General features: G+C 60.7%; 21 protein-coding genes. 9 read left to right on the top strand and 12 right to left on the bottom strand.

All coding sequences use genetic code 11. From position 1 onward, the window contains the following. The 8 genes from AC07XZ_RS26805 to AC07XZ_RS26770 form a co-directional block, all read right to left on the bottom strand. Nucleotides 1-258 (bottom strand): hypothetical protein, encoded by a 258-nt coding sequence (locus AC07XZ_RS26805; protein WP_085603086.1) that lies wholly within the window; start codon nt 256-258, stop codon nt 1-3. Then, a complete protein-coding gene (locus AC07XZ_RS26800) occupies nt 255-467 on the bottom strand; it encodes a hypothetical protein (protein ID WP_085746241.1) in 213 nt (70 codons plus the stop codon). Before AC07XZ_RS26800 ends, AC07XZ_RS26805 begins: the two co-directional genes overlap by 4 nt. 255 nt (nt 468-722) lie before the next feature. Next, complete coding sequence (locus AC07XZ_RS26795) at nt 723-902, bottom strand: hypothetical protein (RefSeq protein WP_011334602.1); 180 nt, start codon at nt 900-902, stop codon at nt 723-725. Nucleotides 903-1058: 156 nt separating this feature from the next. Further along, the gene (locus AC07XZ_RS26790; protein WP_102688324.1) at nt 1059-2234 is read right to left on the bottom strand and encodes a lactonase family protein; all 1176 of its coding nucleotides are present in this window, start codon (nt 2232-2234) and stop codon (nt 1059-1061) included. Continuing rightward, complete coding sequence (locus AC07XZ_RS26785) at nt 2231-2539, bottom strand: DUF5629 family protein (protein WP_085746274.1); 309 nt, start codon at nt 2537-2539, stop codon at nt 2231-2233. Before AC07XZ_RS26785 ends, AC07XZ_RS26790 begins: the two co-directional genes overlap by 4 nt. Nucleotides 2540-2744: 205 nt before the next feature. Continuing rightward, complete coding sequence (locus tag AC07XZ_RS26780; protein WP_102688323.1) at nt 2745-4325, bottom strand: aldehyde dehydrogenase (NADP(+)); 1581 nt, start codon at nt 4323-4325, stop codon at nt 2745-2747. 9 nt (nt 4326-4334) lie between these two features. Continuing rightward, nucleotides 4335-5327, bottom strand: coding sequence for an AraD1 family protein (gene araD1, locus AC07XZ_RS26775; RefSeq protein WP_102688322.1), 993 nt, complete (start codon nt 5325-5327; stop codon nt 4335-4337). Nucleotides 5328-5361: 34 nt separating this feature from the next. Further along, a complete protein-coding gene (locus tag AC07XZ_RS26770) occupies nt 5362-6684 on the bottom strand; it encodes an MFS transporter (protein ID WP_102688321.1) in 1323 nt (440 codons plus the stop codon). Between the two features lie 193 nt (nt 6685-6877). On the opposite strand from AC07XZ_RS26770, the gene AC07XZ_RS26765 reads away from it, so the two are divergent. Both AC07XZ_RS26765 and AC07XZ_RS26760 read left to right on the top strand, forming a co-directional pair. Continuing rightward, the gene (locus AC07XZ_RS26765; protein ID WP_011334608.1) at nt 6878-8614 is read left to right on the top strand and encodes an IlvD/Edd family dehydratase; all 1737 of its coding nucleotides are present in this window, start codon (nt 6878-6880) and stop codon (nt 8612-8614) included. 208 nt (nt 8615-8822) lie between these two features. Continuing rightward, the gene (locus AC07XZ_RS26760) at nt 8823-9542 is read left to right on the top strand and encodes a FadR/GntR family transcriptional regulator (protein ID WP_011334609.1); all 720 of its coding nucleotides are present in this window, start codon (nt 8823-8825) and stop codon (nt 9540-9542) included. A gap of 265 nt (nt 9543-9807) precedes the next feature. Here the strand turns inward: AC07XZ_RS26760 and AC07XZ_RS26755 are convergent, their stop codons facing one another. From AC07XZ_RS26755 to AC07XZ_RS26745, 3 genes are all read right to left on the bottom strand, one after another. Continuing rightward, nucleotides 9808-12192: an efflux RND transporter permease subunit gene (locus tag AC07XZ_RS26755; protein WP_007957414.1), complete on the bottom strand. Its 2385-nt coding sequence runs from the start codon at nt 12190-12192 to the stop codon at nt 9808-9810. Nucleotides 12193-12220: 28 nt separating this feature from the next. Further along, nucleotides 12221-13249 (bottom strand): WD40/YVTN/BNR-like repeat-containing protein, encoded by a 1029-nt coding sequence (locus AC07XZ_RS26750; RefSeq protein WP_085746236.1) that lies wholly within the window; start codon nt 13247-13249, stop codon nt 12221-12223. A gap of 254 nt (nt 13250-13503) precedes the next feature. Next, nucleotides 13504-14472, bottom strand: a complete 969-nt coding sequence (locus AC07XZ_RS26745; RefSeq protein WP_085746235.1) for a hypothetical protein — start codon at nt 14470-14472, stop codon at nt 13504-13506. A 222-nt stretch (nt 14473-14694) separates the two neighbouring features. On the opposite strand from AC07XZ_RS26745, the gene AC07XZ_RS26740 reads away from it, so the two are divergent. Genes AC07XZ_RS26740 through AC07XZ_RS26710 form a run of 7 tightly spaced genes read left to right on the top strand, consistent with a single transcriptional unit; the run spans nt 14695 to nt 19905 of the window. Further along, entirely contained in the window at nt 14695-15285 is a 591-nt protein-coding gene (locus tag AC07XZ_RS26740; protein WP_007957412.1) for an amino acid synthesis family protein, read from the top strand. Between the two features lie 32 nt (nt 15286-15317). Continuing rightward, nucleotides 15318-16151 carry an alpha/beta fold hydrolase gene (locus tag AC07XZ_RS26735; protein WP_085746234.1) on the top strand — a complete coding sequence of 278 codons (834 nt, stop codon included), beginning with the start codon at nt 15318-15320 and terminating at the stop codon, nt 16149-16151. Continuing rightward, entirely contained in the window at nt 16148-17629 is a 1482-nt protein-coding gene (locus AC07XZ_RS26730; RefSeq protein ID WP_102688320.1) for an aldehyde dehydrogenase, read from the top strand. Before AC07XZ_RS26735 ends, AC07XZ_RS26730 begins: the two co-directional genes overlap by 4 nt. Before the next feature lie 12 nt (nt 17630-17641). Further along, nucleotides 17642-18127, top strand: coding sequence for a flavin reductase family protein (locus AC07XZ_RS26725; protein ID WP_085746233.1), 486 nt, complete (start codon nt 17642-17644; stop codon nt 18125-18127). 12 nt (nt 18128-18139) lie between these two features. Then, a complete protein-coding gene (locus AC07XZ_RS26720) occupies nt 18140-18529 on the top strand; it encodes a carboxymuconolactone decarboxylase family protein (RefSeq protein WP_085746232.1) in 390 nt (129 codons plus the stop codon). Nucleotides 18530-18587: 58 nt separating this feature from the next. Then, on the top strand, nt 18588-19340 hold the full coding sequence (locus AC07XZ_RS26715; RefSeq protein ID WP_085603063.1) for a GntR family transcriptional regulator: 753 nt from the start codon (nt 18588-18590) through the stop codon (nt 19338-19340). A 1-nt stretch (nt 19341) separates the two neighbouring features. Continuing rightward, on the top strand, nt 19342-19905 hold the full coding sequence (locus AC07XZ_RS26710; protein WP_011334615.1) for an NUDIX hydrolase: 564 nt from the start codon (nt 19342-19344) through the stop codon (nt 19903-19905). Between the two features lie 57 nt (nt 19906-19962). Here the strand turns inward: AC07XZ_RS26710 and AC07XZ_RS26705 are convergent, their stop codons facing one another. After that, nucleotides 19963-20445: a hypothetical protein gene (locus tag AC07XZ_RS26705; RefSeq protein ID WP_240867055.1), complete on the bottom strand. Its 483-nt coding sequence runs from the start codon at nt 20443-20445 to the stop codon at nt 19963-19965. Nucleotides 20446-20448: the final 3 nt, after the last annotated feature.

The raw sequence follows: 20448 nt of genomic DNA, 5'->3' as shown, positions 1-20448 counted from the left end.
TTACGCCAGCACTTCACACATGCCGATGGCCGAGCAATCCACTTCAAACGGGCCGAGAAAACCGCTGGGAGTTTTCACTGGCGGATTGCCGGCCAGCAGCCCCAGCGCATTGGCCCGTTCGATGTTGTGAGCGATGCTGTGGTTGGCCTCTATGGCCCGGGCCAGTCCACCGACCGAGCCCTGACCGAATCCCAAAAGCGAAGCGCCGTTGGTCATGAACGCCAGTCCGGCAATGACCCAGAGTCTGTAGCCTTTCATGCTCCGCCGACTCCCGCGAGTTCAGCTGAATCCACCGTCGCGTTCTGGGAGCGGAGTTCGAACTGGATGCCGGGATGGGCGACGTCGATCGGTGCTTCGAAGCTGTGTTGCGACTGCGACGCCAGACTGACAAACAGCACCATGACCAGGTACAGACCGATGGCCACGTAGGCGCCGCGCTTGGCGGAAGTGATGATTGAACTGGCCATGATGTGTGCTCCGTGGACAATGTTTCGAGGTCCACAGAATCGATCAAAAAAGCCGGGGTAACCACTCAGGGTTTTCCATAGTAACCATCAGCTTCGTTGATTATTTAGCCGGTCTATCTCACCGTTTGAAAATGGCTATCGCCGGTCGTTGCGCAGGCAAAAAACTGCCCAAGGCTGCGATCTTTTGATTTTGCTTTTTGGGAAACAAGATCAAAGGATCGCAGCCTTGGGCAGTTCCAGGGCGTGACGGAAATTTCAGTGTTGAGCTTTGTGATCCAGCGCGGCGTAGAAGTTGGCGCTTTGTTGCAGGTATTTCTGGGTGTAGCTCTGGGTGTGGGATTTTTTGTCGCTGATTTCAACGTTGGCACTGGCTGGCAGAGCCACGGTGGCGGAGATGGCGGAAGCGGCGATGATCGAGAAGAGATTGAAGTTCATGGCGGTAACCCTCGTGTTCAGTTGGCTTGCTTGCCCGGTTGGGCCGTGAAGCAAACTTAACGCTCGAGGGTTGATCGCTTGAAATGCTTTGCAACATTACCTGTTATCAGCAGGATTAATACATAGCTTCAGGCCCCGCAGACCGGGGCCTGCGGCTTATTGACGCACGAGAAACTTGAGGTCGCTCGGGGCGTCCATCGGCAGTTTTTGCACGGTTTTTCCCAGCAGACCGGTCTTGCCGTCGCGCTCGACCACGACAATCTGGTTGCTCTTCTGATTGGCGATCAGCAGGAATTTGCCGCTTGGATCGAGGCTGAACTCACGCGGGTGATCGCCTTCCACCGAACGTCGTTGCAGTTCCTTGAGCTGGCCATTGGCCGGGTCGATGGCGAACACCAGCAGCTGATTGGCGGTGCCACGGTTGCTGACGTAAAGGAATTTGCCGTCGGCGGACGCGTGCAGCGCGGCGGCGGCTTTGTCCGACGTCGGCTGGCCGGCAGCCAGATCGACCAGTTGCGTCTGGGTCAGGACGCCGTCCTTGTAATCGAACACTGCGACCTGAGCACTCATTTCCATGGTCAGCCAGGCATGTTTGCCGTCAGCGCTGAACAGCAGATGACGCGGGCCGCTGCCGGCTGGCAGTTGCACCGACGCGGTTTTCGCCGGGGTCAGCGGCAGTTCCGGGTTGGCTTTCGGGTCGAATTGGTAGATGAAGACCTTGTCCGCACCCAGGTCATTGGAGAACACGTAACGACCGTCCGGCGAGGACACCGTCGAGTGCACGTGGTTCGAGGCCTGACGCTCGGGATTGACCCGGCTTGCCGGGTGCGCGCTCATCTGCACCACCGGTTTGAGCTTGCCGTCGCTGCCGACCGGCAACACCGCGAGGGTGCCGCCCGGATCTTCAACCACCGAGTAGTTGCTGACGAACAAATGGCTGGCGTCGCCGCTGAGGCTCGAATGGGTCGGCTCGTTGCCCAGGCTCTGCACTTGATTGATCAGGGTCAGCGCGTGGGTCTTCGGATCGATGGAATAACTGCTGACGCGGCCGACCGGATCCTTCTGGCCAGGGCCGTTTTCGTTGACCACGAACACCCGGTGCTGATCCTTCGAAAGGGTCAGCCACGACGGGTTTTCGCTCTTGATCACTTGCAGCGGTTTGGCGGCGATCTGGCCGGTGGCGCTGTCGAAGTTCATCCGGTAGATGCCTTCGCTGGTGCCGGCGGTGTAGGAGCCCACCAAAAACTGGAAGCTCTCGGCCGAGGCACTGGAAAGGCCCATCGCGCCGACACTGCCGGCCATCAGCAATGGCCAGAATTTACGCATGTTCATTCAGTTTCATCCTCGTCGTCGGCACTGCTCAGTACGTCACCGAGGCACACCAGACGGTGTTCGCCAACGGTTTTGGTGTCGCTGGAAAAACCGACGATCAACCAGCTCTGCAGGTCTTCATCAAACGTCGCCGCCGCCACCTGAGCCGGGGTGAATTCCCAGTGCTTGGCTGTTCGGCCATCGATGCATTCGATGTGCAGGTTGTCGTCTTCGTCGAGGGCGAATTCGAAAGCGTGCAGGCCGTCGATTTCGACCATACCGCAGTGTTCGAGGGCGTTGAGAAGGGTGTCGGTTACGGCAGTCATGGCAATCATGTCTTTCAGGGGGAAAGGGCCAATGATAGCTCAAAGCCCCGCTCTTGATCGTTCCCACGCTCTGCGTGGGAATGCCTCAAGGGACGCTCCGCGTTCCAGCTCTCGAATGGGACGCAGAGCGTCCCGGGCTGCATTCCCACGCGGAGCGTGGGAACGATCAACGAAACGCAGCGTGGGAACGATCATGGCATGGGGCTTAGAGGGCTTCGCGCGATGGCTTGCCGTCGACCAGCCGCTGGATGCGCAACGGGTTGGCGTTTTTCAGCGGTTCCGGCAGCAGGCTGTCGGGGTAGTTCTGGAAGCACACCGGGCGCAGGAAACGATCAATCGCCAGCGTCCCCACCGAAGTGCCGCGGGCATCGGACGTCGCCGGATACGGACCGCCGTGAACCATCGAATCGCACACTTCGACACCGGTCGGATAACCATTGAGCAGGATCCGCCCGACCTTCTGTTCCAGCAACGGCGTCAGCTCCGTGAAGCGCTCGAAATCCGTCTGCTCGCCGATGATGGTCGCCGTCAGTTGCCCGTGCAGGCCCTGCAACGCCGCGCTCAACTGCGCCTTGTCGGCCACTTCGACAATCACTGTGGTCGGGCCGAACACCTCTTCCTGCAGCACTTCATCGCCATCGATCAGCAGGCGAACATCCGCTTTGAACAACTGCGGCTGCGCCTGATTGCCCTGTTGCGGATTGCCCGCCAGATGCTCGACGCCGGTATGTGCCAATAGTTTTTCCAGGCCCTTGCCGTAGCTGCCGAGGGTGCCGGCATTGAGCATGGTTTGCGCCGGTTGATCACCGATCAGCGCCGCGACTTGCTCAACGAATGCGGTGAACTGTGGCGAGCGAATGCCGATCACCAGACCCGGGTTGGTACAGAACTGACCGCAGCCCTGCACCACCGACGCGGTCAGATCGCGGGCGACGGTTTCCGAACGTACGGCCAGCGCCTCGGGCAACACGATAACCGGGTTGATGCTCGACATCTCGGCGAACACCGGGATCGGCTGAGGGCGCGCGGCGGCCATGTCACACAGCGCCCGTCCGCCCCGCAGCGAACCAGTAAAACCAACCGCCTGAATGGCCGGATGCTTGACCAGCCATTCGCCGACGCCACCACCGTAGATCATGTTGAACACACCGGCCGGCATTGCGGTTTTCTCTGCTGCACGAATCAGCGCATCGGCGACCAGCTCGGCCGTCGCCATGTGACCGCTGTGGGCCTTGAACACCACCGGGCAACCGGCCGCCAGCGCCGATGCGGTATCGCCGCCGGCGGTGGAGAATGCCAACGGAAAGTTGCTCGCACCGAATACCGCCACCGGGCCCAGGCCGATGCGGTACTGGCGAAGATCCGGGCGCGGCAGCGGCTGTCGATCCGGCAACGGCAAATCGATCCGCGCACCGTAGAAATCGCCGCGCCGCAGGACTTTGGCGAACAAGCGCATCTGGCCGCTGGTGCGCCCTCTTTCACCTTGAATCCGCCCGGCCGGCAGTGCGGTTTCGCGACAGACCACGGCGACGAAATCATCGCCCAGCGCGTCCAGTTCATCGGCAATCGCATCGAGAAACTGCGCGCGGCGTTCGGCGCTGAGGCTGCGATACGCCGGATACGCCGCCGCAGCGGCTTTGGCGGCGGCGTCCACTTCCGCTTCCGTGGCCTGAATGAAATCGTGGGGCAGTGCTTCGCCCGTGGTGGCGTCCACGCTCTGCAGCTTGACGTTGCCCGCCGCACTGCGACGACCACCGATGTAGTTGTGACCGAGAATCTGAGTCATGGGATCTCCTTAAAGGGTGCCGATGCTGTCCGGTTCGAATGCCGCTGCGACCGGAGCGATGCCGTTGACCAGCGGTGCGCCGAATTCGGCCTGGCTGATCTCGAACACGTCGCCCGGCTGAGTGCGAATGCCATCGGCGAACGACAGGGTCGCGGTGCCGAAGAAGTGAATGTGCACGTCACCGGGACGCAGGAACTGGCTGTACTTGAAGTGGTGGTATTCGAGGTTCGCCAGGCTGTGGCACATGTTGGCCTCACCGCTGAGGAACTCGTTCTGCCACAGCACTTCACCGTCGCGCAGGATGCGGCTGGTGCCCGCCAGGTGTTGAGGCAATTCACCCGTGCGAAGTTCCGGGCCGTAGCTGCAACTGCGCAGTTTCGAGTGGGCCAGATACAGGTAATTCTTGCGCTCCATGACGTGATCGGAGAATTCGTTGCCCACCGCGAAACCGAGGCGATACGGCTTGCCGTCGTGGCCGATGATGTAGAGGCCGGCCATCTCCGGCTCCTCGCCAGCGTCTTCGGCGAACGGCGGCAGCGGGAACGGCTGGCCAGGACGCACGACAATGCTGCCGTCGCCCTTGTAGAACCACTCCGGCTGCACCCCCGCCTGCCCCGCCGCCGGTTTGCCACCCTCCACGCCCCACTTGAAGATGCGCATGGTGTCGGTCATCGCCGCTTCGTCGCCGGCCTGCTGGTGCATCTTGTCCCGGGCCGACGCGCTGCCGAGGTGCGTAAGGCCGGTGCCGCTGACCAGCAAGTGCGCCGGGTCCGGGTGATCCAACGGCGGCAGGATCCGCAGTTGGGCCAGCAACTCGGCGTAATCATGGCTGATGCCCAGGCCGAGGGTTTGCACTTGCTGCGCGAGGGTGCTGCCGGCCTCGATCGCGGCCAGGGCCAGATCGCGAACCGTGCGCGCATCCTGCACTTCACGCACCAGACCGTCCTCGACCACCCCGACACGGCGCTCGCCGCTACTCAATTCGAATTGAACCAGATGCATGATGTTCTCCTGTTAAAACAAATCCTGGATCGAATCAGGTGCGTGTCGCACCGCGTGCGCTCGCTGCAAATTGCTCGACTGGCAACACATGCTTGCGCTCCAGCAAGCGATAGACGACACCCGTCAGAATCAACCCGAACACCATCACCCCGGACAGGAAGTACAGGCCCGAAGCAAGGTTGCCGGTGTACTCCTTCAAGGCGCCGATCACGAACGGGCCGATGTAGCCGCCGAGGTTGCCCACCGAGTTGATCAAGGCAATCCCGGCGGCGGCACTGGCACCAGCGAAGAAGCGCCCCGGCAAAGTCCAGAACACCGCCGTGCAGGAAAACAACGCGAACGCCACCAGACACAACGCCGCCAGTTGCGCCACCGGCAACGACAACCAGGCGCTGAGGAACAGACCGATCGCACCCAGCACATAAAGCACCGCCAGATGCCCGTAGCGGTCGTTCAAACGGTCGGAACTGCGCGGAATGATCAGCAGGCCGATGATCCCGAAAATGTACGGCACCGAAGACACGAAACCTGTCACCAGATCGCTGCCGCCGAACTGTTTGATCAGGGTCGGCAGCCACAGGCCCAGGCCATAAATGCTCAGGGTCACCGGCAGATAGAACAGCGCCAGCAGCAGCACGCGTTTGTCTTTCAGCGCATGCAGTGGATTGCCGTGACGGGTCTGGCCGTATTCCTGCAAGTCCTTTTTCAGCTCGCCGGTCAGCCAGTCCTTCTCGGCCTGATCCATCCATTTCACTTGCTGCGGGCTGTCCGGCAGCCAGCGCAATACCGGCCAGGTCAGCAGGATCGCCGGGGTGCCGATGACGATGAACAGCCACTGCCAGCCGTGCAGGCCGAGGATGCCGTCCATGCCCAGCAAACCGCCCGAAACGGGGCCGGTGATCATCATCGCGATGGGTTGGGAAAGGATGAACAGCCCGAGGATCTTGCCGCGATGGCGCACCGGGAACCATTGAGTGATGTAGTAAAGAACGCCGGGGAAGAACCCCGCCTCCGCCGCGCCGAGCAGAAAGCGCATCACGTAGAAACTGTGCGGGCCCTGGACGAAGGCCATGCCGATGGTGATCGCGCCCCAGGTGATCATGATCCGCGCAAACCAGCGCCGCGCGCCGAAGCGTTCGAGCATCAGGTTGCTGGGGATTTCAAACAGAAAGTAGCCGATGAAAAACAGCCCGGCACCGAGGCCATAGGCAGCATCGCCGATACCGATGTCGGCGCCCATGTGCAGCTTGGCAAAGCCGACGGCGGAGCGATCCACATAGGCGATCAGGTACAGCAGGATCAGGAAGGGAATCAGTTTCAGCGTGATACGCCGGACAAGCCGCAGTTCCTGGCTCATGAGATCGGTCTCCGATTGTTGTTTTTATGGAACCTCGGGGAACGCCTCTCGCGGAAAACCGCCAGGGCCATCCCTCCGTCGAAAACGACTATATAGTAATACTAATTACGCAACAACACTTCCAAACCGTCGATTTTGCGCTTATGTTTAGCCGAAGCTCGCAAACAATAGTCTTACAATAAGAGAATCGATCATGTCTGATAAGAAACCCACCCTGCGCTCCGCCCAATGGTTTGGCACGGCCGACAAGAACGGCTTCATGTACCGCAGCTGGATGAAGAATCAGGGCATCGCCGACCATCAGTTCCATGGCAAGCCGATCATCGGCATCTGCAACACCTGGTCGGAACTGACCCCGTGCAACGCGCACTTCCGCCAGATCGCGGAGCACGTCAAACGCGGGGTGATCGAGGCTGGCGGATTCCCGGTGGAATTTCCGGTGTTCTCCAACGGTGAATCGAACCTGCGCCCGACCGCCATGCTCACCCGAAACCTGGCGAGCATGGACGTCGAGGAAGCGATTCGCGGCAATCCGATTGACGGCGTGGTGCTGCTGACCGGTTGCGACAAGACCACTCCGGCCCTGCTGATGGGCGCGGCCAGTTGCGACGTGCCGGCGATCGTCGTCACCGGCGGGCCGATGCTCAACGGCAAGCACAAAGGCAAGGACATCGGCTCCGGCACCGTGGTCTGGCAGCTCAGCGAACAGGTCAAGGCCGGCACCATCACGATTGATGATTTCCTCGCGGCCGAGGGCGGCATGTCTCGCTCCGCCGGCACCTGCAACACCATGGGCACCGCGTCGACCATGGCTTGCATGGCCGAAGCACTGGGCACGTCCCTGCCGCACAACGCGGCGATTCCGGCGGTGGATGCGCGGCGTTATGTGTTGGCGCACATGTCCGGCATGCGTGCGGTGGAGATGGTTCGTGAGGATCTGAAACTGTCGAAGATCCTGACCAAGGAAGCCTTCGAAAATGCGATCCGGGTCAACGCAGCGATTGGCGGTTCGACCAACGCGGTAATCCACCTCAAAGCCATCGCCGGGCGTATTGGCGTCGAGCTGGATCTGGACGACTGGACCCGCATCGGTCGCGGCATGCCGACCATTGTCGACCTGCAACCGTCCGGGCGTTTCCTGATGGAAGAGTTCTACTACGCCGGGGGATTGCCGGCCGTGTTGCGCCGCCTCGGCGAAGCCAATCTGATTCCGAATCCGAACGCATTGACCGTCAACGGCAAATCCATCGGCGAGAACACCAAGGACGCGCCGATCTACGGTGAAGACGAAGTGATCCGCACCCTCGACAATCCGATCCGCGCCGACGGCGGCATCTGCGTGTTGCGCGGCAACCTCGCGCCACTGGGCGCGGTGCTCAAACCGTCAGCCGCCACACCGGAACTGATGCAGCACCGTGGCCGCGCGGTGGTGTTCGAGAACTTCGACATGTACAAGGCGCGCATCAACGACCCGGAACTGGACGTCGATGCCAACTCGATTCTGGTGATGAAGAACTGCGGGCCGAAGGGTTATCCGGGCATGGCCGAAGTCGGCAACATGGGGCTGCCGGCCAAGCTGCTGGCGCAGGGCGTGACCGACATGGTACGTATCTCCGATGCGCGCATGAGCGGCACGGCTTACGGCACCGTTGTGTTGCATGTCGCGCCGGAAGCGGCGGCCGGCGGGCCTTTGGCGGCAGTGAAGGAAGGTGACTGGATCGAGCTGGACTGCGCCAGCGGGCGTTTGCATCTGGACATTCCGGACGCTGAACTGGCGGCGCGCATGGCGGATCTGCAACCGCCGCAGCAATTGTTGGTGGGTGGGTATCGTCAGCTGTATATCGACCATGTGCTGCAGGCGGATCAGGGGTGTGATTTCGACTTCCTGGTAGGTTGCCGAGGGGCTGAAGTCCCCCGCCATTCCCACTAACACCGCTGTCCCCCTGCCCTGATCGTTCCCACGCTCTGCGTGGGAATGCAGCCCGGGACGCTCTGCGTCCCATTCGAGAACTGGAACGCAGAGCGTCCCTTCAGGCATTCCCACGCGGAGCGTGGGAACGATCATTGCCTCGCTCCAGATTACGCCGTGCCTGCTATGATGCGCGGCATCTCCATCGCTCAGGATCGCGCCACTCCCCATGGATTACCGCAAACCTTCCGACCGTAAAAGCATGCACTCGCGCATCGTCCAGGAACTGGGCATGCAGATTGTTTCCGGACGCTTTCTGCCCTGCGACAAGCTGCCCGCCGAAGCCTTGCTCTGCGAGGAATACGCGGTCAGCCGGCCGGTGTTGCGCGAAGCCACCCGAGTGCTGGTCGCCAAGGGCCTGGTGTATTCGAAACCGCGCGTCGGCACCGTGGTCAAGCCACGCCGCGAATGGCACATGCTCGACCCGGACGTGCTGCACTGGCTGATGCAAAGCAGCCCGCAGAACGAGTTCTTCAACGTCCTCACCAGCGTGCGCAGCATCATCGAACCCGCCGCCGCCGCCCTCGCCGCCCAGCACGCCACCGATGCCGACATTGCGTCGATTGCCGAGGCTTACCAGCGCATGGAAGCGGCCCCGACGCCGGAAGCCTTGCTGCAACCGGATCTGGACTTTCACAGCCGGATTGCCGATGCGACCCACAACGATTTGCTGGCCAATCTGTGCAACATGCTTGCGGTGGCGATTGCCGAGGCGTTGAAGCATTCGAATCAGCGGCCGAATCTGCATGAACTGGCGTTGCCTCGGCACAAGGCGATTTTGACGGCGATCGAGAATCGGGATGCGTTGGGGGCGAGGCATGCGACGTTGGTGCAGCTGGATGATGCGCGCAGCGCCTTGAGTGTGGTGCTGGGGGCGGATCTTTCGTAAGCCTTTAGTCCGCCTGCCCTCACCCTAGCCCTCTCCCGGAGGGAGAGGGAACCGATCCGGGGATATTGGAGAGATACACCGACTTGAACTATCTGCCTTGAATCCGTAATCGACTCGGTTTTTCAGGTCGATGGTTGACGAAGCACAACTCGGTCAGTCCCCTCTCCCTTTGGGAGAGGGCTAGGGTGAGGGGGCTTTTGATCTCACACCATAAAAAAAGCCGCAACCCTTCAAGGTTGCGGCTTTTTCATTTCAGCCAACCGGATCAGTGAGCAAACAACGAATTGCCCTTCTGCCCCGCCAGTTTCTCCGGCTTGATCAGGAACTTCGCCAGTGCCGGCAATAGCCACAGCGCACCGAACATGTTCCACAGCAGCATGAAGGTCAGCATCAGGCCCATGTCGGCCTGGAACTTGATCGCCGAGAAGATCCAGGTGCACACGCCGATGGCCAGGCACAGACCGGTGAACAGCACCGCTTTACCGGTGGATTTCAGGGTCTGGTAATAGGCTTCCTGCAGCGGCAAACCGGCACGCAGGAAACTTTCCAGGCGGCTGTAGATGTAGATGCCGTAGTCCACGCCGATGCCCACGCCCAACGCCACTACCGGCAGCGTCGCTACCTTCACGCCGATACCCATGAACGCCATCAGCGCGTTACCCAGCACCGAGGTCAGCACCAGCGGCAGCACGATGCACAGGGTCGCCGCCCACGAGCGGAAGGTGATCATGCACATCACCGCCACGCAGATGTACACCAGGATCAGAATGGTCAGCTCGGACTTCTTGATCACCTCGTTGGTGGCCGCCTCGATCCCGGCGTTACCAGCCGCGAGGATGAACTCCAGGCCTTCCTTGTTGTTTTCCTTGGCGAAGTCCTGCACCGCATGCACGGCGCGATCCAGGGTTTCGGCCTTGTGGTCGTTGAGGAACACCAGCACCGGCGCCAGCGAGCAACTGTTGTTGTACAGGCCGTCGGCCCGGGCGATTGAGTTGTTCAGCACATCCGGGTTGCGCGACAGGGTTTCCCATTTCAGGTTGCCCTCGTTCATGCCCTTGATCATCTGCTTGGACACGGTCACCAGCGAGATCGCCGACTGCACGCCCTCGGTGTTCTGCATCTTCCACATCAGCTCGTCGATCGGCGCCATGGCTTCATAGCGCGAGCAGCCTTCGGACTTGGTCTTGACCATCACCACCAGCACGTCGGAACTGGTCGAATAGTTGCTGATGATGAAGTTGTTGTCCTTGTTGTAGCGCGAGTCCGGACGCAGTTCCGGCGCGCCCTGGTCGAGGTCACCGATTTTCAGGTTCTGGCTGTACCAGAGACCGCCGCCGAAGGCGACCAGCGCCAGGGCGATGGAAATCGGCGCGACTTTCGGGTTGGCGAAATTCGACAGCAGACGCCAGAACGGATGCTCGCGATGCGCGTCCTTCTTGCTCTTGGCGATGGCGCGCTTGCTGATGCCGACATAGGAAATCGCCACCGGCAGCAGGATCAGGTTGGTGAACACGATCACTGCCACGCCGATGGAAGCGCCGATGGCCAGCTCGCGGATCACGCCGATGTCGATGATCAGCAGCGTGATGAAGCCGACGGCGTCTGCCAGAATCGCGATCATCCCCGGCAGGAACAATTGACGGAATGTCCGCCGTGCGGCCGTCAACGCGTTGTCCGCCTCACCGGATTGCAGGGCGATACCGTTGATTTTCTGCACGCCGTGGGAAATGCCGATGGCGAAGATCAGGAACGGCACCAGCATCGAATACGGATCAAGGCCGAACCCGAAGAAGTGCATCAACCCGAGTTGCCAGACCACCGCCACCAGCGTGGTGCTCAACACCGCCACAGTGCTGCGCAGGCAGTTGGTGAACCACAGCAGCAGGATCAGGGTGATGACGAAGGCGATGCCGAAGAACATCACCACCATCACCAGGCCGTCGATCAGGTCACCGACCTTCTTGGCGAAGCCGACGATGTGGATCTTGACGTTGGGGTTCTGCGCTTCGAACTTGTTGCGGATCTTGTCTTCGAGCTCATGGGAGAACTGGCGGTAGTCCAGCGCCAGCAGCTTGCCCTGGTCCTGCGGGTCCGGGTAGGACTCCAGCAGCGGGATGTCGACGATGCTCGACTTGAAGTCGTTGGCCACCAGACGCCCGACCTGACCGGACTTGAGCACGTTGTTGCGCAGCAGATCGAGGCTGTCCTGGGAGCCGTTGTAGCTCTGCGGGATCACTTCGCCGCCGGCAAAACCTTCCTCGGTCACTTCGGTCCAGCGCACGCTCGGGCTCCACAGCGACTTGAGGCCGGAACGGTCGACGCCGGAGATGTAGAACACCTCGTCGTTGATCTGACGCAGGGTCTCCATGTACTCCTTGGAGAAGATGTCGCCATCCTTCGCTTCCACCGAAATACGCACGGTGTTGCCCAGGTTCGCCAGATCGTTGCGATGCTCCATCATCTTCTCGATGAACGGATGCTTGAGCGGGATCATCTTTTCGAAACTGGTGGACGGGCGGATCAGCGTGGCCTGCCAGAACAGGAAAATGCTGACCAGCAGGCAGATCACGATCACTGCCGGGCGGTTGTTGAAGATCAGGCGCTCGAGAAACGTCGCCTTGTCCTGATGATGAGTGCTCAAGGAAGTCATAGCCCCGCCTTCTTATTATTGATTCGGCTCATTTGCCCAGCTCGGCGCCGTTCGCAGTAGTCACCCGAACGCCACCCTGCCCGCTCAGGATCAGATTGCCGTTGCCGGCGGCGGTGACCGACGACAGCGAGATGCGATCCGGACGGTTGAACACGCTGAAGGTTTCGCCGTTGTCGCTGCTGCTGACCACCGAGCCGCCGTTGCCGACGATGACGATGGAGCCATCTTCGAGCAGTGTGGCACCGGACAGGCCGAACTCCAGCGAACCGCGCGCAGCTTTCAGTTCGACCTGCTCCCAGGTGCTGCCGAAATCGGTGGAGCGGTAAAGGTTGCCGCGCAGACCGTAGGCCAGCAGGGTTTGCGGCTGCGCCGTACCGATCACGCCGAACAGCGAGCCTTCGTACGGGCCTTCGAGTTTTTCCCAGGTCTGGCCCCAGTCGGCGGAGCGGAACATGCTGCCCGACTCACCGACGATGAACAGGCCGGCGTCTTTTACGGAAGCGATGGCGTTGAGGTGGAACTGGTCTTCGTTGTCGAGGCGGTCGCTGACGTCTTCCCAGTTTTTGCCACCGTCGGTGGTTTCCAGCAGCGCGCCGTAGGCACCTACGGCCAGGCCACTGTTGACGTCCTTGAACCAGACGTCGAGCAGCGGCGACTCACGCTTGAGGTCTTCGAACTGTTTGGTCCAGGTCAGGCCGCCGTCTTCGCTGGCGAGGATCTGTGCGTCGTGGCCGACGGCCCAGCCGTGCTTGTCATCGACGAAATACACGGCGGTCAGCAACTGGCGGCTCGGCACTTTGGCCTGGGTCCAGGTCTTGCCCTGATCGTCGGAATAGAGAATGTGCCCGCGATCCCCAACCGCCACCAGCCGGGTTCCGGCGTGAACGACATCGAGCATCAGGCTTTTCGAGGCCTTGGCCGATTCGGTGGAATAGACCACGTCGGCTGGCGCTTCGGCGGCGAGAACCGGCGCCGACAATGTGGCAAAGCCCAGCAGAGAGAGTGCTGTGGCCAGCAACGCGGTGTTGCGTAACGCCGGCGGGCGGCAACGACTCATAGACCTTCCCCTGTTTATTATTGTTGGTCATGGACCTTAAGGGCGCCGCAAGGGTGCTCACGGTGACTGCCTGGTCACAAGCATAGTCCTGAAACCCGCCATCCAGAGCCCCTTCGGAAGCTGGCTCATCCTATCGGGCATTCGAAACGTCTGACAATCGGCGCAACGTTATCTTTTGTTAACCGCGAAGGAGCGGGGTTGCGAGCGAATGGAGGGGTATTCGCCGGGTTGATGAACCCGCATCTGGACCCTCGTCAAAAATAATCATCCAGCTTCAACCTCTGAGCCGCGTCATCTTTCAGAACCCGGATCGACTGCATGTCGCAAGGCATAGTCTCGAAGACATAACCCTTGGCCCCGGGAATTGCGACAACCGCTTTTTTTTCACTGATCAATGCCGCTCTGGCGCCATGGGGCATCCCGGGGATGGCGCATTCGCGCGGATGAAGATGAAACGAGGCGAATACCAGAGCTTCCTGAACACCTTCTTCGACATGTTTGAGAACAAAAACCCACACACTCCATGAACTGCTGACGGTGAAAAGAGACACGCCGAGGACAATCCAGCGCATGGTCGCGCGCCTGATGTGGCTTCGACCGGATTTGTATTTTTTCCAGAACGGCGCTGACAGAGGATCGCGCTTCGCCGACTCGCGGAATGTCGGCTTCACTTCATTCATGAACATATATGTGACGATGACAATGAGACTGCCCAGCATCGTCGCGGCGTATAGCCAAGTGAATGCAAGTATCAGCAACGTCAGCGTCTTTTGTGCGACGGGAAACTGGGTGGCTTCGACTCGCGTGTAGTGAACGATGAAATAGTCAGCCCAGGCACTCGCAAACTGGCCGATACCCAACGTTATCAAGGCCGCGGTGAGGGCCAGCCACCAGAAGTTTTCCCTGAATTTGGCGACCAGATTGAAATATCTGATCGAGAGGACCAATGAACTCAGGCACAGGGTGACCCATACCTGCAAGACCACACTCAGATCCGCAGGGCTGCCCAGCCTGGTCCATAAAGCGAGCAACAGCAGCAGCGCCAGCGACACAAGGGTCAGCGCCGCCAGATACTCGTCGCCCCCCCACCATCGAATGCTGTAGTTGAGCTTCCAGGGCCAGTGTTTCGAACCTGTTCTGACAAACATCGGGCCATCCATGCAGCGTCTGGCCACTTCCAGTACGAAAGCGAAAATCAAATAGGTAGCAATGTAGGGGAGCATTGATCGCGAGCGTCCTTTCTCTCAGATCGGACAATGTTATCCCAAGCCTTCCGCTTATCCGATCAACGCCTCTAAACATTTGAACTGCCGCCCCTGAATGGCGTGGCGCTTGCGCATGCCGTCCATCTGATCTCGTACAAATTCGAATGGGAGGCTTGCACGATCGGTATTATGGTATACCATCAGACGCACAGACACTCTTTATCCCCTACGGAGCAGCTCATGAGTTTCGAAATTCGCAAGATCGTCAGCTATGTCGAAGAGACCTTCATTGAAGGCGGCAAGGCTTCCGACACCCCGGTGACCATGGTGGGCCTGGCCGTCGTGATGAAAAACCCGTGGGTCGGCAACGGCTTTGTCGAAGACCTCAAGCCGCAGATTCGCGCCAATTGCTCCGACCTCGGCGCGATGATGGTCGAGCGTCTGGTGGGCATCATCGGCGGTGCCGAGAAGATCGAGGCTTACGGCAAAGCCGCGGTGGTCGGCGCCGACGGCGAAATCGAGCACGCGTCGGCGGTGATCCACACCCTGCGCTTCGGCAATCACTATCGCGAAGCGGTCAAGGCCAAGAGCTACCTGAGCTTCACCAACAAGCGCGGCGGTCCGGGCACTTCGATCCAGATCCCGATGATGCACAAGGACGACGAAGGCCTGCGCTCGCACTACATAACCCTGGAAATGCAGATCGAAGACGCCCCCCGCGCCGACGAAATCGTCGTGGTGCTCGGTTGCGCCGACGGTGGTCGCCTGCATCCGCGCATCGGCAACCGCTACATCGATCTGGAAGAACTGGCCGCCGAAAAAGCCCAGTAATCACAATAAAAAAGGCATTGCAGGAGCGCTCCATGATTCGGCTCACCGCTGAACTCACCCCGGCCGGCACCAGTTATCTGGCGACAGGCGTTGGCCAACCCGTGGTGTTGATCCACGGCGTAGGCCTGAACAAAGAAATGTGGGGCGGCCAGATCGTTGGCCTGGCCACGCAATACCGGGTGATCGCCTACGACATGCTCGGCCATGGCGCCAGCCCGCGACCGGCCAGCGGCACCGCCCTGCTCGGCTATGCCGATCAGTTGCTGGAGTTGCTCGACCACCTGCAATTGCCCGAGGCATCGGTGATCGGCTTTTCCATGGGCGGTCTGGTGGCGCGGGCGTTTGCCCTGCATTACCCGGACCGCCTGAAAAGCCTGGTGGTGCTCAACAGCGTGTTCAACCGCAGCGAAGAGCAACGCGCCGGCGTCATCGCCCGCACCGCTCAAGCTGCCGAACACGGGCCCGACGCGAATGCCGAAGCGGCACTGTCGCGCTGGTTCAGCCGTGAATATCAAGCGGCCAACCCGGCGCAGATCGCCGCGATCCGCCAGACCCTGGCCGGCAATGATCCGCAGGGTTACCTGACCACCTACGAATTGTTCGCCACCCAGGACATGTACCGCGCCGACGACCTGGGCAGCATCCAGGCGCCGACGCTGATCGCCACCGGCGAGCTGGACCCCGGATCGACCCCGGAAATGGCCGAGCAGCTGGCCGCGCGCATTCCCGGTGCGAAGGTTGCCGTGCTGCCGGAGCAACGGCATATGATGCCGGTAGAGTCGCCACGGCTGGTGAACCAGACGCTGCTGGAATTTCTCGACACCGCACACGCCCGACAAAACCATATAAAGGGGATCGTTGCATGACACTCGCACGCTTCCAGATGTGCATCGGCGGAGAATGGGTCGACGCCCTCTCCGGCAAGACTTTCGAAAGCCTCAACCCGGCGCTGGCCGAACCTTGGGCCGAACTGCCCGACGCTGACGAGGCCGACGTCGAACGCGCCGTGCAAGCCGCGCAGACCGCCTTCGACAGCCCGGCATGGCGTGGCTTGACCGCCACCGCGCGCGGCAAACTGCTGCGTCGTCTCGGTGACCTGATCGCTGAAAACAAGGAACAACTGGCGCAGCTGGAAAGCCGCGACAACGGCAAACTGATCCGCGAAACCCGGGGTCAGGTCGGTTATCTGCCGGAGTTTTTCCACTACACCGCAGGGCTGGCCGACAAGCTCGAAGGCGGCACTCTGCCGCTGGATAAACCCGATCTGTTCGCCTACACCGTACACGAAGCCATGGGCGTGGTCGCCGCGATCATTCCCTGGAACAGCCCGCTTTACCTGACCGCGATCAAACTGGCGCCGGCATTGGCAGCGGGCAACACCATCGTGATCAAACCGTCCGAGCATGCCTCGGCGACCATCCTCGAACTGGCGCGCCTGGCCCTCGAAGCCGGGATTCCGCCGGGCGTGGTCAACGTTGTCACCGGCTACGGCCCGAGCACTGGCGCCGCCCTCACCCGTCATCCGCTGATCCGCAAGATCGCCTTCACCGGCGGCGCGGCCACGGCCCGGCACGTGGTGCGCAGCAGCGCCGAAAACTTCGCCAAGCTGTCGCTGGAACTGGGTGGCAAGTCGCCGAACATCATCTTCGCCGACGCCGATCTCGACAGCGCGATCAACGGCGCCATCGCCGGGATCTACGCGGCGTCTGGCCAGAGTTGCGTATCCGGCTCGCGACTGCTGTTGCAGGATGAAATCTACGACGAATTCGTCAGCCGACTGGTGGAGCGCGCCCAGCGCATCCGCATCGGCAATCCGCAAGACGACAACAGCGAAATGGGCCCGATGGCTACCGCGCAGCAACTGGCGGTGGTGGAGGGTCTGGTGGCTGATGCCATTGCCGAAGGTGCACGCCTGCGTCTGGGTGGCAAGCGTCCGAGTGGCGTGGGTGACGGCTGGTTCTACGAACCGACGCTGTTCGAATGCGATCGCAACTCGATGAAGATCATGCAGGAAGAAGTCTTTGGCCCGGTGGCTTCGGTGATCCGGTTCAAGGATGAAGCCGAAGCGCTGGCGATCGCCAACGACTCGCAGTTCGGCCTCGCCGCCGGCATCTGGACCCGCGATCTGGGCCGCGCCCATCGTCTGGCCCGGGACGTGCGTTCGGGGATCATCTGGGTCAACACCTACCGCGCGGTGTCAGCGATGGCACCGATCGGCGGCTTCAAGAACAGTGGCTATGGACGCGAAAGCGGCATCGATTCGGTGCTGGCCTACACCGAACTGAAAACGGTGTGGATCAACCTCTCCCAGGCGCCGATGCCTGATCCGTTTGTGATGCGTTAGGAGTCCTGCGACATGATCGAACCCGGCATTTACAAAGACGTCATGAGCTCGTTTCCGTCCGGGGTCACGGTGGTCACCACCCTCGACCCGGACGGCGGCATCGTCGGCATCACCGCCAGCGCCTTCAGTGCGCTGTCGATTGATCCGGCGCTGGTGCTGTTCTGCCCCAACTACGCCTCCGACACCTATCCGGTGCTGCGCGACAGCAAGCGTTTCGCGATCCATTTGCTGTCCGCCGACCAGACCGCCGAGGCCTACGCCTTCGCCGGCAAAGGCAAGGACAAGGCCAACGGCATCGAGTGGCATTTGAGCGAGCTCGGTAACCCGATCCTCGCCAAGGCCACGGCGATCATCGAGTGCGAGTTGTGGCGTGAATACGACGGTGGCGACCACGCGATCATCGTTGGCGCGGTGAAGAATCTGATCCTGCCGGAGCAACCGATGACGCCGATGATTTATCACAAGGGCAAGCTCGGCGCTTTGCCGACACTGGGTTGAGCGGAGAAACACATGAGCAACGAAAAGTACGAGCAAGGCCTGAAGATCCGCACCCAGGTGCTGGGCCAAGCCTATGTGCAGCGCTCGATCGAGAACGCCGACGACTTCACCCGCCCGCTGCAGGAAATGGTCACCGAATACTGCTGGGGCCACGTCTGGGGACGTGAAGGCCTGTCGCTCAAGGAGCGCAGCATGATCAACCTGGCGATGATCTCGGCGCTCAACCGCCCGCATGAACTGAAACTGCATGTGCGCGGCGCCTTGCGTAACGGCCTGAGTCGTGAGCAAATACGCGAAATTCTGCTTCAGGTCGGTATTTATTGCGGCGTCCCGGCAGCCGTGGACAGTTTCCGGCTCGCCCGTGAAGCCTTCGCCGAAGCCGACGCCGAGGCCTCCAGTTAACCCCTCGGCTGTTTTGATGCCCCTCTGGCATGGACAGCCACCTTAAAGAGCGGACCCCATGAAACGCCTGCCACTCGACGACAGCTTCAAGGTCAATCGCAACCCCGTCACCCTGCGCGAAATCGTGCTGGATAAACTGCGAAGCGCCATCATGAACTTCCAGCTGCTGCCGGGCGATCGCCTGGTGGAGCGCGATCTGTGCGATCGCCTGGGCGTGAGCCGTACGTCGGTGCGTGAAGCCTTGCGTCACCTCGAATCCGAAGGTCTGGTGGAATTCGCCGACGCCAAGGGCCCGCGCGTGGCGATCATCACCCTCGCCGATGCCGTCGACATCTATGAACTGCGTTGCGTGCTCGAAGGCCTGATCGTCCAGCTGTTCACCCTGCGCGCCAAGGCCAAGGACATCAAGGCCCTGGAAAAAGCCCTCGACGAGAACCGCAAGGCGCTCAAGGACGGCGAGTTGCAGCAGGTGATCGACTCGGTGCAGGGTTTCTACGACGTGCTGCTGGAAGGCTCCGGCAACCATGTTGCGGCCACTCAGTTGCGGCAGTTGCAGGCGCGCATCAGCTACCTGCGCGCGACATCGGTGTCCCAGGAAAACCGTCGCGGCGCCAGTAATCACGAGATGGAAAAAATGGTCGAGGCGATCAAGAGCGGCGATCCGCTGGCGGCGCATCAGGCGTGCGTCGATCACGTGCGCGCTGCGGCTGCCGTGGCCCTCGATTATCTGAAACGCAAACAGGAAGAGACCGGCGCCACTCCACCGATCACCCTGCCCATCGCGCTGAAAGAACCGCGCATAGGTCACTGACATGTTCAGCCCGAGCTTTTGCCCGAAATGCGGTGGCGCTGACCTCGGTCAGCAGGTGCCGCCGGGCGATACGCACGAGCGCCTGATGTGCCGCGGTTGCGGCTACATCCACTATGTAAACCCGAAAATCATCGCCGGCTGCATCATCGAGCAGGACGGCAAATACCTCTTGTGCCAACGGGCAATTCCCCCGCGTCCCGGCACCTGGACCCTGCCCGCCGGGTTCATGGAAAGCGGCGAAACCACCGAACAGGCCGCCCTGCGCGAAGTCTGGGAAGAAAGCGGCGTACGCGCGGAGATCGTCTCGCCGTACTCAATCTTCAGCGTGCCGAAGATCAGCGAGGTCTACATCATCTTCCGCGCACTCGCGCTGGAAATCACTGGCGAGTACGGTCCGGAAACCCTCGCCTGCAAATTCTTCGCCCCCGAAGACATCCCGTGGGAGCAGATCTACTACCCGGCGATCCGGCAGATCCTCGAACGCTACATCGAGGAACGCCAGGCCGGGGTGTATGGCATGTACATGGGCAATGACGACAGCGGCAAGATTCATTTCATGCGTTGATTAAACGTCACTTGCCAGAGATGCAGAGCTGGATCCGGGTCCTCGGCAGTTGCTCACTCAATCCGGCATCGCACGAATGATATCCGCCAAATCATCTTTGGTGATTTCATTGGCTTTGAGAGCAGCGGAGATGTCTTTCTTGGAGAGCGGGAAACGCTTGAAAATGTCCTTCAAGGTATCGGCATCAATATTGGAGAGCCAAAGAGGATCGATAAAAGATCCGCCATATTCAGGCTTCATTGGGACTTCTTCGTGGGCAATGGCACCTTTGTGATTCAGATACACCACATAACGATCGTGCCCTTCAGGAAAGCTTTTATCGTGATATAGCGTTGTCCCCATCGGCAGGACATAGTAATTGTCATCGCCACCTTGCCCCTCGATCAGCAGGGGTTCTTTGGTTTTAACCATCTCCAGATCGCGTCCCTTCGCACTGTTCCCGAAAATCAGAAAAGCCAGAAAGACTGCATTCACAAATAGTGCAGCCACTAGCCAGAGGCCCACTCGCCTACCTGAAAACATTCCTTTTGTCATGCGCATCAA

It is taken from the genome of Pseudomonas sp. GW458-11-26-14-LB4 (assembly GCF_059423925.1).
This window is presented reverse-complemented; position numbering and strand designations above follow the sequence as displayed.

Bases quoted from the DNA above. Each gene is read 5' to 3' on its own strand.
- AC07XZ_RS26805 (WP_085603086.1), bottom strand. From the start codon at position 258: ATGAAAGGCTACAGACTCTGGGTCATTGCCGGACTGGCGTTCATGACC.
- AC07XZ_RS26800 (WP_085746241.1), bottom strand. From the start codon at position 467: ATGGCCAGTTCAATCATCACTTCCGCCAAGCGCGGCGCCTACGTGGCC.
- AC07XZ_RS26795 (WP_011334602.1), bottom strand. From the start codon at position 902: ATGAACTTCAATCTCTTCTCGATCATCGCCGCTTCCGCCATCTCCGCC.
- AC07XZ_RS26790 (WP_102688324.1), bottom strand. From the start codon at position 2,234: ATGAACATGCGTAAATTCTGGCCATTGCTGATGGCCGGCAGTGTCGGC.
- AC07XZ_RS26785 (WP_085746274.1), bottom strand. From the start codon at position 2,539: ATGACTGCCGTAACCGACACCCTTCTCAACGCCCTCGAACACTGCGGT.
- AC07XZ_RS26780 (WP_102688323.1), bottom strand. From the start codon at position 4,325: ATGACTCAGATTCTCGGTCACAACTACATCGGTGGTCGTCGCAGTGCG.
- araD1 (WP_102688322.1), bottom strand. From the start codon at position 5,327: ATGCATCTGGTTCAATTCGAATTGAGTAGCGGCGAGCGCCGTGTCGGG.
- AC07XZ_RS26770 (WP_102688321.1), bottom strand. From the start codon at position 6,684: ATGAGCCAGGAACTGCGGCTTGTCCGGCGTATCACGCTGAAACTGATT.
- AC07XZ_RS26765 (WP_011334608.1), top strand. From the start codon at position 6,878: ATGTCTGATAAGAAACCCACCCTGCGCTCCGCCCAATGGTTTGGCACG.
- AC07XZ_RS26760 (WP_011334609.1), top strand. From the start codon at position 8,823: ATGGATTACCGCAAACCTTCCGACCGTAAAAGCATGCACTCGCGCATC.
- AC07XZ_RS26755 (WP_007957414.1), bottom strand. From the start codon at position 12,192: ATGACTTCCTTGAGCACTCATCATCAGGACAAGGCGACGTTTCTCGAG.
- AC07XZ_RS26750 (WP_085746236.1), bottom strand. From the start codon at position 13,249: ATGAGTCGTTGCCGCCCGCCGGCGTTACGCAACACCGCGTTGCTGGCC.
- AC07XZ_RS26745 (WP_085746235.1), bottom strand. From the start codon at position 14,472: ATGCTCCCCTACATTGCTACCTATTTGATTTTCGCTTTCGTACTGGAA.
- AC07XZ_RS26740 (WP_007957412.1), top strand. From the start codon at position 14,695: ATGAGTTTCGAAATTCGCAAGATCGTCAGCTATGTCGAAGAGACCTTC.
- AC07XZ_RS26735 (WP_085746234.1), top strand. From the start codon at position 15,318: ATGATTCGGCTCACCGCTGAACTCACCCCGGCCGGCACCAGTTATCTG.
- AC07XZ_RS26730 (WP_102688320.1), top strand. From the start codon at position 16,148: ATGACACTCGCACGCTTCCAGATGTGCATCGGCGGAGAATGGGTCGAC.
- AC07XZ_RS26725 (WP_085746233.1), top strand. From the start codon at position 17,642: ATGATCGAACCCGGCATTTACAAAGACGTCATGAGCTCGTTTCCGTCC.
- AC07XZ_RS26720 (WP_085746232.1), top strand. From the start codon at position 18,140: ATGAGCAACGAAAAGTACGAGCAAGGCCTGAAGATCCGCACCCAGGTG.
- AC07XZ_RS26715 (WP_085603063.1), top strand. From the start codon at position 18,588: ATGAAACGCCTGCCACTCGACGACAGCTTCAAGGTCAATCGCAACCCC.
- AC07XZ_RS26710 (WP_011334615.1), top strand. From the start codon at position 19,342: ATGTTCAGCCCGAGCTTTTGCCCGAAATGCGGTGGCGCTGACCTCGGT.
- AC07XZ_RS26705 (WP_240867055.1), bottom strand. From the start codon at position 20,445: ATGCGCATGACAAAAGGAATGTTTTCAGGTAGGCGAGTGGGCCTCTGG.